Raw genomic sequence first — 20,445 nt, forward strand, 5'->3', positions numbered from 1 at the left:
AAGCTTAATCAGCCAGTATATCCGGTACCTTAGCTGTTTTTTGCGTTCTATAAAATATTCTGTGATGCGGGAGGATGAGGTAGTTTTTGAACATAATTAGTAAAAGGGGCGATCGTATGAAAGGTGGCCTCTTTTTTTAGGGAGATTAATGATTGGTACCTAAACTTACCCTATAGGATGTAATGGTTACTGGAATTAGCTTGAACCGTACCTCGGGTCCCAAAGAACGGATTCAACTACAGTGCGAATAATAGGTCAAAAAAGATGATTTTCCCCCTAAATGCTATTTGATAAAAAAACAGGGGAGAGTTGCTCCCATGGTCCTACCCTGCTCTGGATTGACCTCCTACAACCAAAGGACGAGACACACCTATTCACTGGATTACCTCCTCACTCAATCATCCTACGTTAACGCCCTTTTACAAAACTCCAGACAGTTCTGTACCTCCTTTATGGCATCTGAACCCTCTGGAATCTGGTGTTCCAACTCAATGGACGCAGGGAACTTATGTTTGTTTTTTTGCATCCTCTGAAGGATTTCAGGTATTGGGGTGTCTCCCTCTCCCCAAGGCAGGTTTCCTTTGCCGTTTTCAGGGGTCTGTCTGTCCTTGATATGTATACTGGATATACGCTTATGCTGTTTTTGGATCAGTTCCATCATATCTGTATGGCCCGCAGCCACATAATGGCCTGCATCGAAATTTAATGCGTTTCTGGGGCTTTGGGCCAAGGCGGTATCCCAAAAGGTAAAAGTTTGCTGTTCATGCCCATGGTAGGCCACATACATTTTATTGATTTCCCCCATCTTGCCCAGTTTTCGGGTATGCACATCGTCAGCGGGATGTTCCAGTGTCACATGGGATGCTCCCAGTGCCTTTGCGGCCTTCATGCCATAGTGGATTTCCTGGTCCGTGTTGGTTTTCCCAAAGGCACTGGGTTTAAAGGCGTAGATGCTTACTCCGGCATCTTTGTACATTTTGCGGAGCTGTTCGAATTTTCTAAAGTCTGTCTTTGCACGCCACTCAGCCACCACCTTTGAATATGCCTCTGCCTCTTTTTTCAAGGAATCAAACTCCTTTTTTTCCTCTTGGGAAAGCGTTTCCCCCCTTCGTTCCTTACCTCCTAGTTGAAACAACCTGGAGCGATTAATGGGAGATTCCGGCATCCCTGCAAAGCCTTCAGCGGGACCGCCCATAAGTTCGATGGCATTAATGCCGCAGTCCTTCACATATTGCAATGTGGCTTCAGCACTTTGGTCGGGAAGGGAGCGAAAGGAATAGGTGATGCATCCAATTTGCACCCCGTTGATTTTGGAGTTGGGCTTGTTGAAATGGCGGAGGATGTTAGGTGCTCCTTTTATGGAAAAGGGAGACAGGCTTAAGCCCGTGACACCAAGTGCCGAGGTGTATAGGAATTTTCTTCTGGTAGACATGTTGAGGTTATTTTTTGACCATGGTAATATAGGCATTCGATTGCTTTTCAAAAAAGGTTTATTTGACAGGCAGCAGTCAGTAGCGGTAAATGGATCGTTTTTCCGACTACGCTGAGTGAAGTTTGCAACTTTACCCCACTATTTCGGAACATCAATTCCAATAAAACATTCAAAAAAGCCATATTAAATGGCATGATTTACCTTTTTCAAAGATGCTTTTTGCGTATTCTAACTTAATCCGGCATTACAAATGCCTTGCTGACGTACGCCAATAGATAGGAGGGATGTAGATGCAATCTACACCCAGTGTGGTGTGGATGCAGTTTGCGCTGGGTGAAGTTTGTAACTTCACCCTACTATTTCGGAACCTAAATTCCAATAAAGCATTCCAATAAGCCATTTGCAATGGCTTGATTTATCTGTTTTAAAAGACGTGTTTTCGTGTACTCAGTTTATACCGCCATTACAAATGCCTCGCTGACGTACGCCAATAGATAGGAGGGATGTGGATGCAATCTACACCCAGAGCTTATTTATACTCACGTTTATTTCTCCCAACTCGTAACACCTCCCTTGGCAGAATCTACCTGTATGCGGTAGGCCAGGTTTCCTTTTACCACCCAGCGTACTTTTACCATTCCCATACCTGGAATATTCTTAACCCTCAGCTTATGCGGTTCAAAGGTCTGTTCCTCCACCTTGTTGAAATCCTCATCGGTCACGACCATAGCTGCCAGCACTTCAGGGCCTTCCAGGCTAATCCAATCCGGGCGCTCTATGCTGTATTTAAGATCTTGGCTAGAATGGGTGGGGATTAGCCTTGCATTCCTTATGGTGGCAGTAACGGTTTTTATGCCTCCTCCCTGAGGTTCTTCCTTTACATCGATCACCTCCAGCTTTGGGGTTTGATAGCCGTGATAAACCGTAAAAGCCATGTTGCGGTGGGCATCTTGTTCCAAAAGAAACCCTGGGTGAAGCCTGCCGAAGTTTTTCTTGAAGCCGCCAACTTCAATTTCCCCAAATTGGGGATGATCATAGGGTTCCCATTCCACAAAGGCATCCCCAAAGGTCAGGTATTTGTCCACCTTCATTTGCTCATCCTGATTTCCCCGTCCTGCATCTTTATGGAAATACAGATAGGAGGTCATCAGCTCATTGGAGTAGGTGTATATGCCCCTTCCTCCATAAAACCAATCCAGTTCACCGCCGAACACCGAATACAAGTCCTTATAGACAACAAGGTATTCGTAACCCGGCAACATCTCCTCCCCTTTTTTGGCAATGGCATCATAGATACGAATATCTTCCTGGTTATAAGTGTCCAAGTCTTCTTCTGCCCCTGGACCTCTTAATATCATGCCCCCATAATTATGGTAGCTTTGCGCCCCTGCGATATTGGGGTGCTTCATCACAAATTCCATGACGGCCCTGTTTTCAGGTTGGCTAAAGGGATACTTGTAGGCACCTCTTTGCACATAATCAGGCTGCCATTTCCATCCCCAATCCCGGTTGGGGTCATAGTAGCCGATCCCGTCCTCGTTCACACGGCCATCCCCATCCCTGTCGTACCCCTCAAAGCCCAACATTTCATATTCCCCTAATTCATCCGGGCCTACCGGAATGAGCTTTCGAGGATCCCTTTGGTCCTTGATATACCTTCCAGTGGGGGATTTCCGAATCATCATGGTGATATGCCCGTCCTCGTTTAAATCATCAAAGCCGTCTTCGGCAATTTCCCCATCCAAGTCATCGTCAAGTTTAATCATGCCGGACCTGGGAGAGTGGGGTGTGTTCGGTTCTTTGATAAAATGATCGCGGGCATCAGGGTTGATGCTTGGGGCAATGTAAAAGGTTTTATCCTCCAATAATTCCTGGATAAAGGGAAGATCGGCATGCATTTCCACCAGGTACCATGCGGTGTATAGGCTGAATTCCGTTCCCTGCAATTCGTTGGAATGGATGTTGCCGTCAATATACATGGCCGGCTTGCGGGCTGGATCCCCTTTGGTGAAATCCGAAATGGTAAGCATCCAAATATCACGTTCCTCATAGGATTTCCCTATGCTTTCCAGCCTTACCAAATCCGGATAGGCCTTTTCCATAGCCTTCATGATATCGAGCAACCCCTCATTGGTATGGTACCTGTTCCAGGATACCGTAACCTTGGGATCGTGAGGGGTTCCTACCGCCCTAAAGAATTTTTCCTGCGCCAAACTAAAATGGGTAATGGAAACCAACAAACCCGTCACTACCAGTAAATAAGTGTATTTTCTAAAGTTTTTCATAAAAATAGCAATTACAGCTTGACATCTATTGAAGTGAAACCGGTATGGGGAGCCCCAGCTTGAATAGTAAGGTCACCCTTTCCTTTTACGATCCAGGTAAGCTCCTGGCTCCCATAGGCATCCAGATAATCTATTAGTGTAATTTTATTTCCCGAGAGCAGGTTTTCTGCCTCAGTAGAAATGTCCACCCTGATCTTCTTGAGCCATCTGGATTTTTGGCCTAGTGCGGTATGTGTGGGCAATGGGGCGTCGTTGTGCAATTTCACTGTGATTCGTGTTAACCCCCTGTCCAAGGCTTTGGTTTTAACATCCATAAATTCCAGTTGGGGGTGCATTTCCGAAAGTGCTGCGATAAAGCCGCTATGGAGGGAACCCAGGCTATCCACCTGATCAAATGGTGGGTTGTGAAGGACAAAGGGTTTGATGCCGCCTACTTCCACCGTATTGTCGGGAAAATCGGGGTGTTCCACCTTGGTCCATGCCACGGTGACATCCTGCATCCCCACACTGTCTGCCCAGGTAAGGAAGTTGGCTTCCTTGGAACTATGGTTTTTTCCTTCTGGGTTTTTCAGGCCCGGCAAAAACCAACCAGGTGTACTTAGGCTTAGTCGGCCGAAGTGAAAATAGGCCCATTGGAAGAAGTCTCCATCTGTGCCTTGATTCCCACTGTGGAAGGGCTCATCGGGCAATAGTTCCTTGTATTTTTCCGAAATCCATGTGTTGATGGTCTCGTCCTCTTTTTGAATGGATGTCACTACCCTTTGAGAGGCTTTCTGGGAATCATGGGCAAGGGGCTTACTGAGGTTGTCGGCAGGCCCGAAAGTGAAAACCGTATAAATATTGGGGTGCTCATATAAATAATCCAATAAAAGCCTAGACTCTACTTGGGAAACGGGGTAATCCCCTGCCAAAGGTTCAAAGGCAGGAAATTGATAGGTAAGTGATTTGTTAAATGCAATCCCTTCTTCGGGATCCTCATTTAAATCCCCATCTTTGTCTTTGTCCGTCCCTTCACTTAGATAGAGGTATTGTCCTTTTTCCCCCTGGTTTTTTTTGGCAGGTCTTAACAGTTCGGGCCTGCCTTCCATGGGTACATGGCCCCCTATAGGAGTGGCCACCCGCATCATGGTGATAAGCCCATCCCCGTTAAGGTCTTCATAGCCATCTTCACTGATCTGCCCGTCCCTATCATGGTCAAACTCGACGGCGTTGCCCCTTCGCTCATATTTCAGTGAGGAAAAATATTGCTCATAAGCATCAGGGGATAGATTGGGGAAAATATAAAAGGTGGATTTTTGCAGGCTATTTTTATGGTCTGCTAGGAGTTTTTCTGCAAATTGTAAGGAAAGTTCAACGCCTAGCAGGTGATAACCTTCCACTCCTCCTGCGATTACCATTGCCGGTTTTTTAGCGAGGTCTCCCGTACCTATTTCCAATGCCCAGATTTCTTTGCCTCCCAAGGTCTGTCCCAGGCTTTTCAAGTTTGCTTCGGCAAATTTACTTTCTAAGTCCTTTAGGCGTTGCTCAATTTTTTGGAGGGTCGGATAGTCTCCCTGGGCAGGGGAATCAAAAGCGAGGAGAGCAAGTGTTACTACCAATAATGCCTTTGCCATTCGTTTTAGGGTATAAAGGTGGAATGAGTGGTTAATGTCCAATATTAACTCAAAATGCTGAAAAGGCAAAGAGCCAGTAAACAAGTGGAAATTCTTGATAGATCTTGAAAAAGGCACAATTAGGTAATTATATTTTATAAGAATAAATTAATTCAAATTAAAATATCTTATTAATAATTATTTCATGCTTTATGTAAGGCAATGAAAAATAATTTTAGTAAATCGGAGTTTTATTAGTTATATAATTATAGAGAGGTTTACCGTTTTTTACCTATTTTAAATTTTTAATCCTGATAGTTCAGATGATGTTTAAGAAAATTGCCCTAGCGATTGCCTTTTCTCCCAGAAGTGAGGCTTTGATTTGCGAAGTGAAGCGGCTGCAGGAGCTTCATGGTGCTACTTTGCTCCTGATCCACATTGGTAAGGAAACAGATGAAAACAAGCAAAAGCTGGAAAAACTGCTTCAAAAGTACCAGATTGACAAAGGCAGTATAGAGGTGATTTGGGATGAAGGCAAGCCTTCAAAGAGGATAATTCAGAATTGCAATGCCCAAAAAGTGGACTTGTTGGTGATAGGAGCGATGAAGACGGAGTTTCTTTTCACCTATTTCATAGGGAGCGTGGCCAGAAAAATCATCCGAAAGGCGAAATGTTCGGTGATGGTATTGATTGAACCCATGGTAAAGCCCACTGCCTTTCACAAGGTGGTAATTAATGGCACCCAGTTAGCCCAGACCCCCTATGTAATCAAGCAGGGTATAGAATTTTGTAAAGCGGAAAAGGCCAAGCAGGTTTTTATCCTGAATGAAATTAAAATGTACGGCCTTCAAATGGCTACAATTGGTGAGGGTAATGAGGAGGAAGTTTCCAAAAAGAGGAAAACCTTGGTCAATGATGAAATACACTATGTAGAAAACATTTTAAAGGATATCGATAAGGGAGATTTAAATATCAACATAAAAGTGACCTCGGGAAGGTGGGCGCATGAGCTTGCCAAATTCAGCGAAAGTATTGAGGCCGATATGTTGGTACTAGGGGGGGAAGAGAATCTCACTTTTTTTGACAGGTTGTTTCCTCACGATATGGAGGATATTTTGGGTAACCTGCCTTGTAATCTTTTAATTATCAAAAAATAATCCCCATCCATGGAAGGACTTTCCCATAATGAGGTAATCAATCTTTTACTACAGCTAGCTGCCATGCTGATCCTTGCCCGCCTTTTGGCAGAAGGGGCTAGGAAGCTTAAGCAGCCCGCCGTAGTGGGGGAATTGATGGCGGGTATTCTTCTCGGCCCCACCATATTGGGAGGACTTTTCCCTGACTTGTTTCAGTCCTTGTTTATGGATAACCCCTCGTCTGCCATGGCTTTGGACGGGTTTGTACAAATAGCGGTAATTCTTTTGCTCTTTATTGCAGGCTTGGAGGTGGAGTTACACCTGGTGTGGTCACAGGGCAAGGCAGCAATCAGCATCAGCCTGATGGGGCTGGTGGTGCCCTTTGCACTCGGGTTCCTATTCCCTTATACCTTTCCGGACTTTTTTGGGCTAGCGGATGGCAACCGGCTGTTGTTTTCCCTATTTATGGGAACGGCCATGTCCATTACCGCGTTGCCGGTAGTGGTGAGGATTTTAATGGACTTGGACCTATTTAAAACCAAAATGGGCATGCTGATCGTAGCTGCGGCTATGGTGAATGATATCATAGGTTGGTTGATTTTCTCGGTTATTTTATCCTTTATGGGAAAAGCAAGTAGCCTTTCTTTGGTGCAGACCATAGGGCTCACCCTTTTGTTCACCTTTTTTATGCTCACGGTGGTGAAGGCCATAGTCAACCGTATCTTACCCTGGATCAACAAAAAACTTGCCTGGCCCGGAGGTGTGCTTTCTTTATCCATTGCGCTTTGTTTTTTGGCTGCAGCCTTTACCGAGTGGTTGGGAATACATGCCATATTTGGGGCATTCTTGTTTGGGGTCGCTTTAGGGGATAGTGAACACATGTCCGAACGGGCAAAGGAAATCGTCCATCAATTTATCAACAACATATTCGCCCCCCTGTTTTTTGTGTCCATAGGGCTTAAAATCAACTTTATTGCCAATTTTGACATAATGCTTATCTTGGCCGTTTTGGTCATTTCCTTTGCGGGAAAAATAATAGGTAGTGGGCTAGGAGCTTGGAGAGTAGGTTTTGACATGAAGGAGTCCCTGGCTGTAGGCTTTGGCATGAATGCCAGGGGCGCCATGGAGATTATTTTGGGGTTAATCGCCTTGGAAAACGGGCTCATAGATGAGCGCCTTTTCGTGGCCCTAGTGGTGATGGCCATAATCACCAGTATGACCAGTGGGCCATTGATGAAGTGGAGCACCAAAAAGTCGGATGACCTACCTGAACCTTCGGTGTAGTATAAATGAGAACCTAAACCTATAAGGTTTTATAAACCTTATAGGTCTTTTATTCATTAAATAAACGATGTGTCCGCTGATGCTTCATCTGTCATCTTATCTGCAAATTCCTTCCCTAGGTAATTGTCTATTAATCCGTGCCCTACATAAAGCAGGGGGGTGAGAACTATGGCCACCACGAACTTGTAGATGTAATTCACAATTCCCACGGCAATAACCTGCTGAATGGACCAGTTGCCAAACAGGAAAAAAGCTATTCCTAGTACTACGAATGAATCAATAAATTGAGAAACCAGGGTACTGCCGGTGGCTCTGAGCCAAATCATTTTTGCCCCTGTGATTCTTCTTAATTTCTGAAACACAAATACATCAATCAACTGCCCTAAAAGAAAGGCCACAAGTGAACCAATAATGATACCTAGCCCCTGCCTGAAAACCACATTGAAGGCATAATCTATATTAAAGGGGTTGCCTTCATTATCCTCAGCATTTACCTCCAACCAAAAATCTGCCGGTGGAAGGGCCGTTACCGCGACTATCACAAAAAATATATAGGCGATGAAACCTGCTGTGATAAAACTTATTTTCCTTACTCCTTTTTTGCCAAAATATTCATTGATAATGTCCGTGGTGATAAATACGATGGGCCAAATAACCGCCCCGGCCGTAAGATTAAAATCCAGCACGTAGTTCCCGAAGAAGGTCCATCCTACAGGGTCTGTCCCTATGGTTCTTTCACCGGAAAAGATTTTCACCCCTATGATTTCAGCCAAAATGGCATTCGTAAGGAAAATCCCGGACAGGATGATGAATAAGTTGGTTTTTTTCGATTGGAATATCCTTTCTTTATCTGCCATCAGTGGATAAGGTAAGTGTTGCCTTCTTCTCCAAGCATCGTAGGTTCGAAAATGTTTTTAGCTTCCCATAGCAATGGGTACAAATCAATATATCTTGTGGAGTAATGCCCTAATAATAGTTGCTTAACATCGGCATCCCTGGCAATCCTTGCTGCCTGCTCTGCGGTGCTGTGGAAGGTCTGCTGTGCCCTTAATTTTTCTGCTTCCATGAATGTGGCTTCATGGTACAAAAGGTCCACGTTTTGGATATATTTTATTATTTCGGGATGGTAAATGGTATCTGAGCAAAAAGCATATTTCCTGGGAGGATTTCCAGGATGGCAGAAGTCTTCCACCGCGTAGACCACCTTTCCCGTATCATCTCTTACATCCAGCCCCATGGACAGGGTTTTAATGGCCTCAACGTTGTTTTCAAGGTCTCGGATCTTTTCCTTGATCAGTTTTCGGTTTCTGGTTTTTTCCTGGAACAAAAACCCCGTGCAAGGCACTCTGTGAAGTAGGGGGAAACTGGTGATCTTGAGCTCAGGGAGATCCAGTAATTCTTTTTGGCCACCCGGATCAGTGGGAATGAAGTAGAGGGGAAACCGGAGTAAGGTACGTGCATATTTCAATTGCAGAGTAATGATTTCATCCAGTCCCTTTGGCCCGTGAATGTAAAGAGGGTGTTTGCGGTTGTTGAGGTGAAAAGTGGAGATAATACCCATCAGCCCCAGGTAGTGGTCTCCATGAAGGTGGGAAATGAATATATGACCTACTTTGGAAAATTTAACCTTAAATTTCCTGAGCTGATGCTGAGTACCTTCCCCACAATCCACCAAGAAGACATGGCTCCCCATTTGAACCACCTGCGATGTCTGGTTCCTTCCATGGGCTGGGGCTGCGGAATTTGCCCCAAGTACCGTTACCTGAAATTCCAACCTAGTCTAGTGATTCGTCCTCTTCCCCGTTGTCTATTTCATGGATAAAAATAGCCTCTGCCGCCTCTTCATGGGAATCCACCACCTTCAGCACCTTGTCTAGCATGGAAATTTTAATCAATTTCATCACATGTTCTTTGGGAGAGGCAATCACAAAAATCCCACCGCCTTCGCTAAAGGTCCTGTTGCCTACAAGTAAAGCACTCAACCCACTTGAATCGGTATATTTCACTTGGCTCATATCCAGCACCAGGTTCCGGTACCCCTCTGCATGCACAGTAAGGAGTTCAGACTTCAGGTGCGGGGACAAGGCAGTGTCTAGTTTATCTTCCAAAAGGGTGAACACTACGTATTGCTCTTTTTTATCTACTGTATATTTCATTTGTTTATAATTGTTTCTTAATGGGCACATGGAATTTCGCATGATTATTATCATCCCTCCGTGTGAGGTTTTCCTCATGCTTGCCTGTCCGGTAGGCAGGCTCGATTTCTTATATGCTCCATGTTAAAGAATCCGTCTTCCTACAAATTTACAAATATTTATAAATTGGCCACTATGGAATTTTCTATGCGCCGCTGAGCATTGGAATAATCCTGCTTGATAAAGGCCTCTCCTGTAATTTTTTCATAAAGTTCTATATATCTTTCGGAGATGCTGCTGACCCTCCCCTCATTCATTTCAGGTATTTTCTGTCCCTCTTTACCCTGAAAACCCTCGCTGATGAGCCATTGTCTCACAAATTCCTTGGAGAGCTGCTTTTGTTCCTCCCCATTTTGCTGCCGCTCTTCAAATCCGTCTGCATAGAAATACCTGGAGGAGTCGGGGGTGTGGATTTCGTCGATTACCATGATTTCATCCTTAAATTTCCCGAATTCGTACTTGGTGTCCACCAGGATCAACCCCTTTTCCCTGGCCATCTCAGTGCCTTTCTGAAATAGCTTCTGTGTATAATCCTCCATTATCTGGTAGTCTTTTTCGGCAACTATACCCTTGGCCAAAATTTCCGCTCTGGAAATGTCCTCATCATGACCCTCATCTGCCTTAGTAGTGGGAGTGATGATAGGTGCTGGCAGCGGATCGTTTTCCTTTAAGCCTTCGGGCAGACGGACACCACACAGGGATCTTTTTCCATCCCTGTAGGTTCGCCAGGCATGCCCAGCCAAATACCCTCTGATAACCATTTCCACCTTAAATGGTTCACAACGTTTACCGATGGTGACATTAGGATCCGGGAAGAGCTCAGACCAATTAGGAACCACATCCTTGGTGGCAGAAAGAAAATAAGCTGCGATTTGATTAAGCACCTGTCCTTTATAAGGGATGGCTTCGGGCAATACCACGTCGAAGGCAGAAATTCGGTCAGAGGCGATTACCGCCAGCTTTTCCTTGAAAAAATAAACATCTCTAACCTTTCCTCTGTAGAACCCTTCTTGTTCCTCAAAATTAAAATTGGTTTCCTTGATACCCATGGGTAAATTGCTACTGATGTTGATGGGGCAAAAATACAGACAATAGGGAGTTTATCGTCCTATACTTCTTATTATTTGTAAGATTTTTCAGCAATCTCCTTTCCTTTCAGATAGGTTTTTTCCAATACCAGCTCACCTTCCTCGTCAAATTTTTGGTACTTACCTTCCAGCCTCCCGTACCGGTATGGAACAATCTCGGCTATATTGCCATTGGAGAAAAAATTCTTGGTGTTTCCATGAAGCTCTCCCTCAAAATAGGTAATTTGCTGCACCCGGTTTCCCTTCTCGTCGAAGGACTCGGAAAGGGTTAATCTGCCTCTTTTGTCATGCTGCAACACTTGTTTTACCTGGCCATTTGTATGGAAACGCTTGAAGGTTCCACTTTTCAGTCCCCTTTTATAAAATGCCTCTTCGATAAGTTGTCCTTCCGGACTGTAGGTGAAAAATTCACCATGGGGAAGTCCCTTTCTGAAGTTCCCTTTCCTCTCTAATTGACCATTTTCATAGTAGGCCAGGCTTTCCCCGTGTTTCACCCCTCGCTGGTAGTGGTTTTTGGTAGCCAGTTGCCCATCGGAATAATAGGTGGAGTGTTCCCCGGATAACTCGTCCATCTCATAATAAGCCTCAAAGATAAGGTTCCCCTCCTCATCGTACTCCCTAAGGTTGCCAGACTTTTTTCCTTGCTCATACCTGCCTTCTTCTTCCACCTGTCCGCTGGGGTAATAGCTGGAATAGGGGCCGTGAGGTACTCCTGCCTGGAAATGAGTCTTACGCATTAGGTTGCCCTTTTCATCAAAGGTTTTGACCTCCCCTTCCAGGGCGTTGTTTTCATAGATGGAAACCTGAGCAAGCTCCCCATTTCTATGGTAGGATTTCACAGGCCCAACCCTTTGGTTGTCGCCAAAGTAGGTTACCTTCAAGGTGTCCTTGGTGTCGGGGAAATAATCCACGAAATACCCTTCCTTTTTTCCTTCCTCAAACTGCCCGGTTTGGGCCAAACTCCCTTCCTCGTAATACAACTCATAGGTGCCGTGAGGGATGCTGTCTGGGCTTATCTCATATTTTTCCCTCAATAAGAGTTGTTCCTCATCGTAGTAGGTTCTTTTTACGCCTTGGGCTACTAGGGAGTTCATCGCAAGAAGGAAGAGCAAGGAGATTAAAAAAAGTCCTTTTTCAGTACAATCGGATATATGTGCAGGCAAGAGGTTCAAATTTTCTATAATTTCTCTATGATCATGGCAGAGGCTCCCCCTCCACCGTTACAAATCCCGGCTACACCAAGGGTACCCCCTTCTTGCTGAAGCACGGAATGCAGGGTGGCCACAATACGGGCACCCGAACAGCCTAGGGGATGGCCCAAGGCAACTGCTCCTCCATACACGTTTAACTTATCACTGGATATCTCCAGGTTCCTTTGGTTGGCAATGGCAACCGCGGCAAAAGCCTCGTTAATTTCAAAATAGTCAATATCCTGGAGGGAAAGCCCTGCAAGTTTCAAGGCTTTTGGGATGGCCAAAGCCGGAGCCGTTGTAAACCACAGAGGATCCTGTGCGGCATCGGCAAAAGCTACAATTTTGGCAATGGGACTTAGCCCAAGGGATTCTGCTTTTTCCTTACTCATTAGCACCGAAGCTGCAGCACCATCATTCATGGTGGAGGCGTTAGCGGCGGTTACGGTACCCTCTTTGTCAAATACGGGACGTAAATGGGGGATTTTTTCCACATTTACCTTCTGGTATTCTTCATCTTCGGTAAACTCTATTACCTCTCCTTTTTTGCCCTTCAGGGTGATGGGATGTACTTCCGCATTGAAGTTGCCTTTTTTCCAAGCTGTCTCGGCCCTTTGGTAAGATTGTATTGCATAGGCATCTTGATCCTCTCGGCTTATGCCCATCTTTTTAGCTGTATTTTCTGCACAGTTGCCCATAGGGAATTTGTTGTAAGCTTCAAAAAGTCCGTCTTTCATTAAACCATCCACCAACTCCCCATTTCCAAACTTATAGCCAAACCGTGCATGGGGGATGTAATGGGGGACATTGCTCATACTTTCCATGCCCCCTGCAATGATCACATCCTGCTGTCCGGTCATAATAGCCTGGGCGGCCAGTGTCATGGCCTTCATTCCCGATGCACAAACCTTGTTTATGGTGGTACAGGGAACATTATATCCGATTCCAGCACCTATGGCAGCCTGTCTGGCTGGAGCTTGTCCAAGATTCGCGGACAAAACGTTTCCCATAATCACCTCTTGTACCTCGGATACGGGAAGAGAGGCTTTCTCCATTGCTGCTTTAATGGCTTTACTGCCTAGTTCCACTGCTGTAAGGCCACTAAGGCTGCCACCGTAGCTTCCCATTGGTGTACGGGACAGAGACACGATATAAACTTCTCTCAATTGCATAAGGCCATTGTTAAAGGTAAAAATCCTACCATTCGGGCAAACCCCGTGGCGGACGCTGGGTGGGTTTCTTTCTGTTTTGCTGGATAAACTGCAGCTCGTTACTGTTCATGGCATCAAGGATCTGAGCTGCCTGTTCCGGAGTGATGTTCATTTCCTGCAACCTATCCCTCAATTCTTCCATTTCTTGTTCCCTATCACTCAGGTCGCTTTCCTGTGTGCTCGGCTCTTCTGTTGGTTCTTCTTGTTGGGATTGTTCACCACGGGGGTCATCCATCTCGTCACTATCTTCTGCTCCGTCCTCGTCGGTTTGCTCGTCACCTTCCCCGTCTTTCTGTTCGTCACTTTGGTCCTGCTGGTCCTGTTGATCGGTTTGGTCCTGATCCTGTTGTTGCTGATCCTGCTTTTTTTGATCCTCTTCATCCCGTTGTAGCTTTTCCAAAAGGGCGTTGAGTTTGGCATCATTGGGGTATTTCTGAAGCCCTTCCGCAAGAATCTGGCCGGTGCCGGGAAAATCTTCGTTTACGTACTGCTTAGCGGCACGGTTAAAATATTCGGTTTCGGACTGTGCGAAACCTTGGTGAACAAGACAGAGCAGCACAGCCACCAACATGGTGGGCAGTAGATTATTGCTGTTGGTTAATTTCTTTGACATCATTCAAGTGGTTAATAAAGCCTTCATAATAGGCTACTGTCTCGTCGATTTCCAATGCCCTGTTCATAATGTCCAGAGCCTGCTCAAAGCGGAATTGATCCACCATGGCATCTGCTTGTGCCTTCATCCTTTTGGCATAGTTGGAGGGCTCCATTTTATCCTGATCCTCACTTTCATCTTGCTCCTGTTCGTCTTCGTTTTCCTCCAGCCAACGACTTAACAGTTCATAGTTATAACGAGCCACCTCGTTGTCTGGGTTCCTTATCAGTGAAGTTTTAAAATAGTTTAACGCCTGCTTGTATTCCCTATCGTTTCCAGCGAGGACCCCACTTTGATTGGCAGCAAAGGAAGCAATTTTGCTGTCCCTGCTCCTAATTAAGGTTTCGTAATTTTTGCCTGCCTCCTCTTCTTGTCCGTTGTTTTGGTAGCTCAGCGCCAAATTAAACCTCAAGGCAGGGTCGTCCATCCCGAATTCCGTGCTCAGTGCCAGGTGCTGTCTCACTGAATTCTCGAAGTCCGCGGTTTTGAATGCCCTTTCCGCTTCTCTTAACGCTTTATTCCTCTCCCCGATTTCCTTCCAGGAATTAGGGATGATAAGGAGGATAAACAAAAAGGTGGTGAATGCAGGTGACATTTATGGATTGGTTTAGAAAGAAAGTGTTTTTACGGGCAACATCATGTCCAGCAAGGCAAGTACCAAAGCTGCAGATAGAAAGTAGAAATATTTGTTTGCCGATGCTTCCACCATCCTGCTGGCCGTTACGGTGCCCTCCAGCCGCTCTATGGCATTGATCAACTGAGGGATTTCCTGAGTCAAGTCACTCAGTTCAAAATAGGCACCATCGGTACGGGTGGCAATGGTTTTCAGGTTGGTGGCATCCAGTCGGGAGATTGCAGGCCTGTTGGTTTGTGGATCCATCACTACGCTGTTTCCCCGTGGTATGCTGGCGCCTTCCTCAGTCCCTATCCCCAAGCTGAAGACTTTAATGCCTTCCTCGGCTAATTTATCCAGTACCGGGGGCAAATTCTCCCCAAAATCTTCTCCATCGCTCACCAAGATGATGGCCTTGGATTTGTTTTCCTGATCGTTTTCGTTCTGGAATTTTTGATAAGCCATGTTCAGTGGGGCGGCGATATCCGTACCATAGTTGGGTACCAGACTGGTATTTAGCCCATCCAGGTGCAATTGAATCACGTTTTGATCAAAGGTGAGAGGGCATTGGATAAAGGCCTCAGAAGAAAAGATGATTATGCCCAGCCTGTCTGAGCTAAAGTTCTTCACCAGGTTTTTCAGTTCAAATTTCACCCGCTGCAACCTGCTGGGGTTGATGTCCTGGGCGTTCATGGATTGTGACAAGTCAATGGCCAGGAAGATGTCCTTGCCTTCCTGCTTGATTTCCTTCATGGCACTGCCCACGGAGGGACCGGATAGGGCGATCATAAACAGGACGAAATAAACAGTGCGGAGCACCATTTTCCAGATCAACCTTCTCTTTTTCACTTTCAGCTTACGGTTAATTTTCCAAAACCGAACCAGGTACAGGATGTAGAGCAGGGCAAAAAGCCCCACAAATAGTAATAGCAATCGGAAATCAGGATAGGCCCAAATCATGGCATGAAATTAAGTATTTATCTGCGAAACGAAATAATTCGAAGTTAATTATTGTTGAGTGGCAATAAATGCCCCTCCATCAATGCTCTGCTTTTCTCGCAGATTAGTGTATTGTGCCCCAACTTTTTCTTCAAATTTGGGTTGTTTTTTGAATTCTCGTACGGGTAGCTGATCACTTGATTTCCTTTTGCCTATAAAATCCTCAACGAGGAAAGCCTGCGCTTAGCAATGTGGGTAGTGTTTTCTCCGATTGTTATTTTTTTAATAAAAACCAAGGATTAAAGTAGCACTTTCTAAGTTTGTCACGTATTGAAAATAGGCGATAAGGTGGCCGTTGTATTAAATTACGAATGTTTAAGAGAGAAAATTAAAATCAATGAAGAACTGCTATTCCTTACTTATACTATTCGCCCTTTGCTATACCACCGCATGCATGCAGTCGGAAAATCCTGAAATGAAATGTACAGTTATTCCGGTAAATGGCTCTGATGAGGACATCAGGGGGAAGTGGAAGCTGGTAGGATTTTCAGGATGACGGAATGCTCTCCGTCACGAGCGATGTTGAGGATCATTTGGGGGCATTTGGGGATGGTAAGCAATTTGACGTTGTGGAAGACACGATTTATTCCACTAACGGATATCTATTAAAGCTAGGCAGTGGCAGTATGACCAGAAACCCTATGCTAACCATTGAAGAAGGGGTGATGGAAATAAATGATTCACCCCTAGATGGGCCAGTCCTTACCCTGATAAGGGTAGAATGATAGGCGGCGAAAAAGCCATGAAATTGAAAAGGGAAAGACCTTAACCAAAGTTTAAAAAAAAATTACCATGAAAAAACGATATTTTGACGTAATGATTCTTATCTTCCTTTGCTGCCTCGCATGTTCGGAGCCAGAAGACCCCATCCAGGGATGTGAGGTTGTACCCTCGGCCGGGGATGATAATGAAATTATCGGAACTTGGAAGTTGGTAAGCGTGTGGGCATTCCATTGGTTGGAAGGGCCAGTGGAAGAGGATTATTCCTGTGACCGAATCATTTATCATTTCAGAGAAGACGGCATACTTTCCATTTCTAGGGACAGAACAGATGATTTGGCAGGTGGGGATAGAAGCGACGGTAGCACGTATGAGCTAATTGAAAATACCGTCAGCGACTTTCATGAGTATACCCTAGTTTTGGGAAATAGGAAATTATGGATTTCCATTACTGATGGAATTATGGAGCTGGATTTAAGGGCGGTGGATGGGCCATTAATTACCCTGATAAGGGTAGAATGATGGATAAGTCCTATTAATAGGAAAATAACCTTGCCTCGAACTAAAAACAAAACAGGATAATGAAGCTAACCGTGAAGCAACTACTTTGGAGTTTATCCTTTCCAACCCTGCTTTGCTTTGTGCAATGTGGTGAAAAAGAAGAACCCTATGTAGGCATCACTGGAAAATGGAAGTTGATGGAGGCTAGGAGTATGACCATTGTTGACTATTCGGGAGACCGGATATTATTTGTGTTTGGAATGGGTGGAAGGATGAAGGTGGAGAATGTCCTTGGCACCCCGTCCTGGGGCCCTGGAGAAGGCGAACACACCTACGATTTCTATGATCAGGACACCACGAGTTGGCAGGGATATACTATGGTTGGGAAATTGGAGATTGGGGAAAGGGTATATGGATGCTACCTATCAGCGGAAGGGATGGTGATTGTGGATAATCCTCATTTGGACGGGCCTTTGGTGTATTTTGAGCGGGTGAGGTGAGAAGAGTAAGTGTATAAAGTCAAAGGGGAAAGTTGCTTTAAATGGCGAAAATCATAATAAAATACCTATTTCATTTCGCTTCATGATAGATTCACAGATATTGATACAATTGGCATTTACAATGGCGAAAAATCAATGGGGAAAGTGAAAGAGTTGATTGAATATTTATGGGGCTGTGGTACTTTAGGTATATATGATAAAGTAGTTGAATCCAAAATTACTGAATCCGAAAATGGGTTTGAACATTATATTCAATCCTTGAAAACCGTTTACGGAGATTTTGGAATACATGATAAGATTTATGTTTATGATAATACATTCCTACTGGATAAATTAACCAAGATTTTAACCGTCAGCGGAGAACAGCGTAAAAAAATTGAAGGGAACTATCATGAAGGCTGGTGATCAACAAGGCTTTCAGGTGATCATAAATCATTGAAAATGGGGGATGGTTCTACATTGAATTCCTCAGGATTGGGGCTTATTATCCAAAGTGATTATTCACAAAAAAAAGCGTGTTATTTGTCAACTCAATGATCCGAATTGCGTTAACCAATAGGATTAAGTTGGAAGTAAGAGATAAAGGACCCTATTGGAAAGCGAATAAAATGACTTTTTTTACATTATCCATGTACTCAAACCACCTATTATTAAAGATAACAAGCACCAAATTCGTTTGCTTTATATTCCTATTCAGCTGCTTGGCCTTAGAAACACTGGCTCAAGAGGGAAACCTGGTAGTCGGTGAGGTGCGGGACAAAGCGACAGGGGAAGCGGTGCCCGGTGCCAATGTATATTGGGAATATGCACCTCAAAAAGGCACGGTCACAGGGTCCGGAGGTGAATTCAGGATAAAAGTGGAGGAACTGCCTAGGTTTTTGGTGATATCCTTTATGGGATATGCACAAATTAAGAGGGAGATTGTAGAAAAAGACCTGGATAAGCCACTGAAGTTTTTCCTTTCCCCAGATGAGATGAGCTTAGATGAGGTGGTGGTAAGTGACCGAAGACCGGATAGCAACGTGGTGAGCTTGGAATTGGGGAAGACCACCGTTCCGATTACCCAACTCAAAAACATCCCTGCCCTTTTTGGGGAGGTGGACCTGCTGAGGGGTTTACAGCTATTGCCGGGGGTAAATACCGCAGGAGAGGGAACCACAGGGCTGTTTATCAGGGGTGGGTCCGCAGATCAAAACCTGGTGCAAATCGATGGAGCACCTATTTTCAATCCCTCGCATTTCTTTGGCTTTTTCTCCGTATTTAATCCCGACGCACTGGATGACGTGCAACTCTACAAGGGGCATATACCGGCCAATTATGGAGGAAGATTGTCTTCCTTGGTAGATATTAGCCTCAAAGAAGGCAACACCCAAAGGGTGAAAGGAGAAGGCGGAATAGGAAGTATCAGTTCGAGGGTGACGGTGGATGGCCCCTTGTTTTCGGATAAATCCTCCTTTGTACTGTCTGGAAGAAGGACTTATGCAGATGTCTTTTTGGCTTTTTCCCCCAATGAAAATATCCGTAACAACCAGCTCTATTTTTATGATTTAAGCGGGAAGTTGATGTGGCGTATAAAGGATAAAGATAAGCTTACCTTCTCCAGTTATTATGGCGCCGATTATTTGGGTTTGAGTGAACAATTCGGTCTTGGATGGAACAACTGGATCAGTTCCCTGAACTGGAACAGAACTATCAATGAACAGCTCTATTTGGATGTTACAGCTTACCATAGTTATTACAATTATCTGATTTCCTTTAATGATGAGGATACCGGTTTCAGGTGGAACAATGATTTTTCAGAGTCAGGAATAAGGGGGCAATTGACATACCTTCACTCCGAGCAAACCCAAATCCACACCGGCCTGCATAGCCAAGTCTATCATTTCAGTCCTTTGAACCTGAACCCCAATGCGGGCAGCAGCATCGAGCCCATTAGCACTAATCCTAGAACGGGATGGCAAAACAATATCTTCCTCAATGTGGACCATGAGTTTTCGCCTACATTGTCTGTGGAAGCAGGGATTCGCCTTAGTCAATACCAACAAATTGGAAGAGGGGTGAATTACTTGTATGAGGGAGATGATCCTAATACAGGGAATATTATAGATACCCTGAGCTATTCCTTTGGGGAAAATATGGCTTCTTATTATGGTTTAGAACCAAGACTGGCTGCAAGGTACCTCCTTGGAGAAGGGCTTTCGCTAAAAGGGGCTTACAACCGAAACTTTCAATATATCCAAATTGCCACCAACAGTTCTGCGGGCTTACCCATAGACAGGTGGGTGCCGGCAGGCAGGTATATTGAGCCTATCAGAAGCGATCAATATTCACTGGGGGTTTTCAAGAATTTGTTCAATAACCAATATGAGTTTTCCCTGGAAGGGTATTATAAGGACTTCGACCGCATCATAGACCTTAGACAAGGAGCCAATGTACTTTTTAATGACAACGTGGAGACAGAGATGTTGGCAGGTAAGGGCTGGGCCTATGGGGTGGAGTGGATGTTGAGAAAAAATGTGGGAAATACCACCGGTTGGATCAGCTATACCTGGTCTAGGGTGTTCAGGCAGATACCAGGCATCAATGAGGATGAGCCCTTTAATCCCCGCTTTGACAGGCCCCATGATGTAAGTGTGGTGTTAAACCACAAAATCAACGAGAGGGTGGAGGTTTCCGGCACCTTTATCTATACCACTGGGGTGGCTGTTACCTTTCCTGTAGGTTCGTATCGGGTGGATAACCAACGGGTGCCTCTATATGGCCCAAGGCGTAATGAGGACAGGTTTCCCGATTACCATAGGATGGACTTATCAGTGAATTTGAAGAACAAGGACAAGGGCCGATGGTGGAGAGGAAGCTGGAATTTCAGTATATATAACGTATATAATAGGAAGAATCCTTTTTCTTACCAGTTTGCGGATATTTACAACAACGATATTACTGCTTCCCCGGGTTCAGGTGAAGAAATTACCTCTGTAAGACCCGGAGTAATAATGACTTATTTGTTTGGGATTCTACCCGCTGTGACGTATAATTTTGAGTTTTAG

At 44.8% G+C, this 20,445-nt stretch carries 20 protein-coding genes; 8 read left to right on the plus strand and 12 right to left on the minus strand.

Annotated features, from left to right (window positions below):
- Positions 1–403 precede the first annotated feature (403 nt).
- The 3 genes from DB520_RS18240 to DB520_RS18250 form a co-directional block, all read right to left on the minus strand.
- Positions 404–1,432: a sugar phosphate isomerase/epimerase family protein gene (locus DB520_RS18240; protein WP_114751372.1), complete on the minus strand. Its 1,029-nt coding sequence runs from the start codon at positions 1,430–1,432 to the stop codon at positions 404–406.
- A 545-nt stretch (positions 1,433–1,977) separates the two neighbouring features.
- A complete protein-coding gene (locus tag DB520_RS18245) occupies positions 1,978–3,717 on the minus strand; it encodes a M14 family metallopeptidase (RefSeq protein WP_114751219.1) in 1,740 nt (579 codons plus the stop codon).
- 11 nt (positions 3,718–3,728) lie between these two features.
- Positions 3,729–5,330, minus strand: coding sequence for a M14 family metallopeptidase (locus DB520_RS18250; RefSeq protein ID WP_114751373.1), 1,602 nt, complete (start codon positions 5,328–5,330; stop codon positions 3,729–3,731).
- A gap of 305 nt (positions 5,331–5,635) precedes the next feature.
- Here DB520_RS18250 and DB520_RS18255 point away from each other — a divergent pair, with 305 nt between their 5' ends.
- Together DB520_RS18255 and DB520_RS18260 are read left to right on the plus strand one after the other, a co-directional pair.
- Positions 5,636–6,466, plus strand: coding sequence for a universal stress protein (locus DB520_RS18255; protein ID WP_114751220.1), 831 nt, complete (start codon positions 5,636–5,638; stop codon positions 6,464–6,466).
- A gap of 9 nt (positions 6,467–6,475) precedes the next feature.
- A complete protein-coding gene (locus tag DB520_RS18260; RefSeq protein WP_114751221.1) occupies positions 6,476–7,729 on the plus strand; it encodes a cation:proton antiporter in 1,254 nt (417 codons plus the stop codon).
- A 56-nt stretch (positions 7,730–7,785) separates the two neighbouring features.
- Here DB520_RS18260 and DB520_RS18265 read toward each other — a convergent pair whose 3' ends face one another.
- From DB520_RS18265 to DB520_RS18305, 9 genes are all read right to left on the minus strand, one after another.
- Positions 7,786–8,586, minus strand: coding sequence for a queuosine precursor transporter (locus tag DB520_RS18265; protein WP_114751222.1), 801 nt, complete (start codon positions 8,584–8,586; stop codon positions 7,786–7,788).
- On the minus strand, positions 8,586–9,503 hold the full coding sequence (locus DB520_RS18270; RefSeq protein WP_114751223.1) for a ribonuclease Z: 918 nt from the start codon (positions 9,501–9,503) through the stop codon (positions 8,586–8,588). Before DB520_RS18270 ends, DB520_RS18265 begins: the two co-directional genes overlap by 1 nt.
- A gap of 1 nt (position 9,504) precedes the next feature.
- Complete coding sequence (locus DB520_RS18275) at positions 9,505–9,885, minus strand: STAS domain-containing protein (RefSeq protein ID WP_114751224.1); 381 nt, start codon at positions 9,883–9,885, stop codon at positions 9,505–9,507.
- 158 nt (positions 9,886–10,043) lie between these two features.
- Positions 10,044–10,973 (minus strand): phosphoribosylaminoimidazolesuccinocarboxamide synthase, encoded by a 930-nt coding sequence (locus DB520_RS18280; protein WP_114751225.1) that lies wholly within the window; start codon positions 10,971–10,973, stop codon positions 10,044–10,046.
- Positions 10,974–11,044: 71 nt separating this feature from the next.
- A complete protein-coding gene (locus tag DB520_RS18285; RefSeq protein ID WP_114751226.1) occupies positions 11,045–12,106 on the minus strand; it encodes a toxin-antitoxin system YwqK family antitoxin in 1,062 nt (353 codons plus the stop codon).
- A gap of 83 nt (positions 12,107–12,189) precedes the next feature.
- Positions 12,190–13,368 (minus strand): acetyl-CoA C-acyltransferase, encoded by a 1,179-nt coding sequence (locus tag DB520_RS18290; protein WP_114751374.1) that lies wholly within the window; start codon positions 13,366–13,368, stop codon positions 12,190–12,192.
- Positions 13,369–13,399: 31 nt separating this feature from the next.
- The gene (locus tag DB520_RS18295; RefSeq protein ID WP_114751227.1) at positions 13,400–14,026 is read right to left on the minus strand and encodes a hypothetical protein; all 627 of its coding nucleotides are present in this window, start codon (positions 14,024–14,026) and stop codon (positions 13,400–13,402) included.
- Entirely contained in the window at positions 13,998–14,660 is a 663-nt protein-coding gene (locus DB520_RS18300) for a hypothetical protein (protein WP_114751228.1), read from the minus strand. Before DB520_RS18300 ends, DB520_RS18295 begins: the two co-directional genes overlap by 29 nt.
- 12 nt (positions 14,661–14,672) lie before the next feature.
- Positions 14,673–15,638 (minus strand): vWA domain-containing protein, encoded by a 966-nt coding sequence (locus DB520_RS18305; protein WP_114751229.1) that lies wholly within the window; start codon positions 15,636–15,638, stop codon positions 14,673–14,675.
- A gap of 376 nt (positions 15,639–16,014) precedes the next feature.
- Between DB520_RS18305 and DB520_RS26785 the strand changes: the two genes are divergently transcribed.
- The 6 genes from DB520_RS26785 to DB520_RS18330 all read left to right on the plus strand — a co-directional run bounded on the left by DB520_RS26785 (position 16,015) and on the right by DB520_RS18330 (position 20,445).
- Entirely contained in the window at positions 16,015–16,173 is a 159-nt protein-coding gene (locus tag DB520_RS26785; RefSeq protein ID WP_157972162.1) for a hypothetical protein, read from the plus strand.
- A gap of 4 nt (positions 16,174–16,177) precedes the next feature.
- Positions 16,178–16,402 (plus strand): hypothetical protein, encoded by a 225-nt coding sequence (locus tag DB520_RS18310; RefSeq protein ID WP_114751230.1) that lies wholly within the window; start codon positions 16,178–16,180, stop codon positions 16,400–16,402.
- A gap of 67 nt (positions 16,403–16,469) precedes the next feature.
- On the plus strand, positions 16,470–16,919 hold the full coding sequence (locus tag DB520_RS18315) for a hypothetical protein (RefSeq protein ID WP_114751231.1): 450 nt from the start codon (positions 16,470–16,472) through the stop codon (positions 16,917–16,919).
- Between the two features lie 59 nt (positions 16,920–16,978).
- Positions 16,979–17,398, plus strand: a complete 420-nt coding sequence (locus tag DB520_RS18320) for a hypothetical protein (RefSeq protein WP_114751232.1) — start codon at positions 16,979–16,981, stop codon at positions 17,396–17,398.
- Between the two features lie 144 nt (positions 17,399–17,542).
- Positions 17,543–17,803, plus strand: a complete 261-nt coding sequence (locus DB520_RS18325) for a hypothetical protein (protein ID WP_157972163.1) — start codon at positions 17,543–17,545, stop codon at positions 17,801–17,803.
- Between the two features lie 224 nt (positions 17,804–18,027).
- A complete protein-coding gene (locus DB520_RS18330) occupies positions 18,028–20,445 on the plus strand; it encodes a TonB-dependent receptor (RefSeq protein ID WP_114751375.1) in 2,418 nt (805 codons plus the stop codon).

Origin of the sequence: Pleomorphovibrio marinus (assembly GCF_003347495.1) — a bacterium.
GTDB lineage: Bacteria > Bacteroidota > Bacteroidia > Cytophagales > Cyclobacteriaceae > Pleomorphovibrio > Pleomorphovibrio marinus.

Bases quoted from the DNA above. Each gene is read 5' to 3' on its own strand.
- DB520_RS18240 (WP_114751372.1), bottom strand. From the start codon at position 1,432: ATGTCTACCAGAAGAAAATTCCTATACACCTCGGCACTTGGTGTCACG.
- DB520_RS18245 (WP_114751219.1), bottom strand. From the start codon at position 3,717: ATGAAAAACTTTAGAAAATACACTTATTTACTGGTAGTGACGGGTTTG.
- DB520_RS18250 (WP_114751373.1), bottom strand. From the start codon at position 5,330: ATGGCAAAGGCATTATTGGTAGTAACACTTGCTCTCCTCGCTTTTGAT.
- DB520_RS18255 (WP_114751220.1), top strand. From the start codon at position 5,636: ATGTTTAAGAAAATTGCCCTAGCGATTGCCTTTTCTCCCAGAAGTGAG.
- DB520_RS18260 (WP_114751221.1), top strand. From the start codon at position 6,476: ATGGAAGGACTTTCCCATAATGAGGTAATCAATCTTTTACTACAGCTA.
- DB520_RS18265 (WP_114751222.1), bottom strand. From the start codon at position 8,586: ATGGCAGATAAAGAAAGGATATTCCAATCGAAAAAAACCAACTTATTC.
- DB520_RS18275 (WP_114751224.1), bottom strand. From the start codon at position 9,885: ATGAAATATACAGTAGATAAAAAAGAGCAATACGTAGTGTTCACCCTT.
- DB520_RS18280 (WP_114751225.1), bottom strand. From the start codon at position 10,973: ATGGGTATCAAGGAAACCAATTTTAATTTTGAGGAACAAGAAGGGTTC.
- DB520_RS18285 (WP_114751226.1), bottom strand. From the start codon at position 12,106: ATGAACTCCCTAGTAGCCCAAGGCGTAAAAAGAACCTACTACGATGAG.
- DB520_RS18295 (WP_114751227.1), bottom strand. From the start codon at position 14,026: ATGTCAAAGAAATTAACCAACAGCAATAATCTACTGCCCACCATGTTG.
- DB520_RS18300 (WP_114751228.1), bottom strand. From the start codon at position 14,660: ATGTCACCTGCATTCACCACCTTTTTGTTTATCCTCCTTATCATCCCT.
- DB520_RS18305 (WP_114751229.1), bottom strand. From the start codon at position 15,638: ATGATTTGGGCCTATCCTGATTTCCGATTGCTATTACTATTTGTGGGG.
- DB520_RS26785 (WP_157972162.1), top strand. From the start codon at position 16,015: ATGAAGAACTGCTATTCCTTACTTATACTATTCGCCCTTTGCTATACC.
- DB520_RS18310 (WP_114751230.1), top strand. From the start codon at position 16,178: ATGCTCTCCGTCACGAGCGATGTTGAGGATCATTTGGGGGCATTTGGG.
- DB520_RS18315 (WP_114751231.1), top strand. From the start codon at position 16,470: ATGAAAAAACGATATTTTGACGTAATGATTCTTATCTTCCTTTGCTGC.
- DB520_RS18320 (WP_114751232.1), top strand. From the start codon at position 16,979: ATGAAGCTAACCGTGAAGCAACTACTTTGGAGTTTATCCTTTCCAACC.
- DB520_RS18330 (WP_114751375.1), top strand. From the start codon at position 18,028: ATGTACTCAAACCACCTATTATTAAAGATAACAAGCACCAAATTCGTT.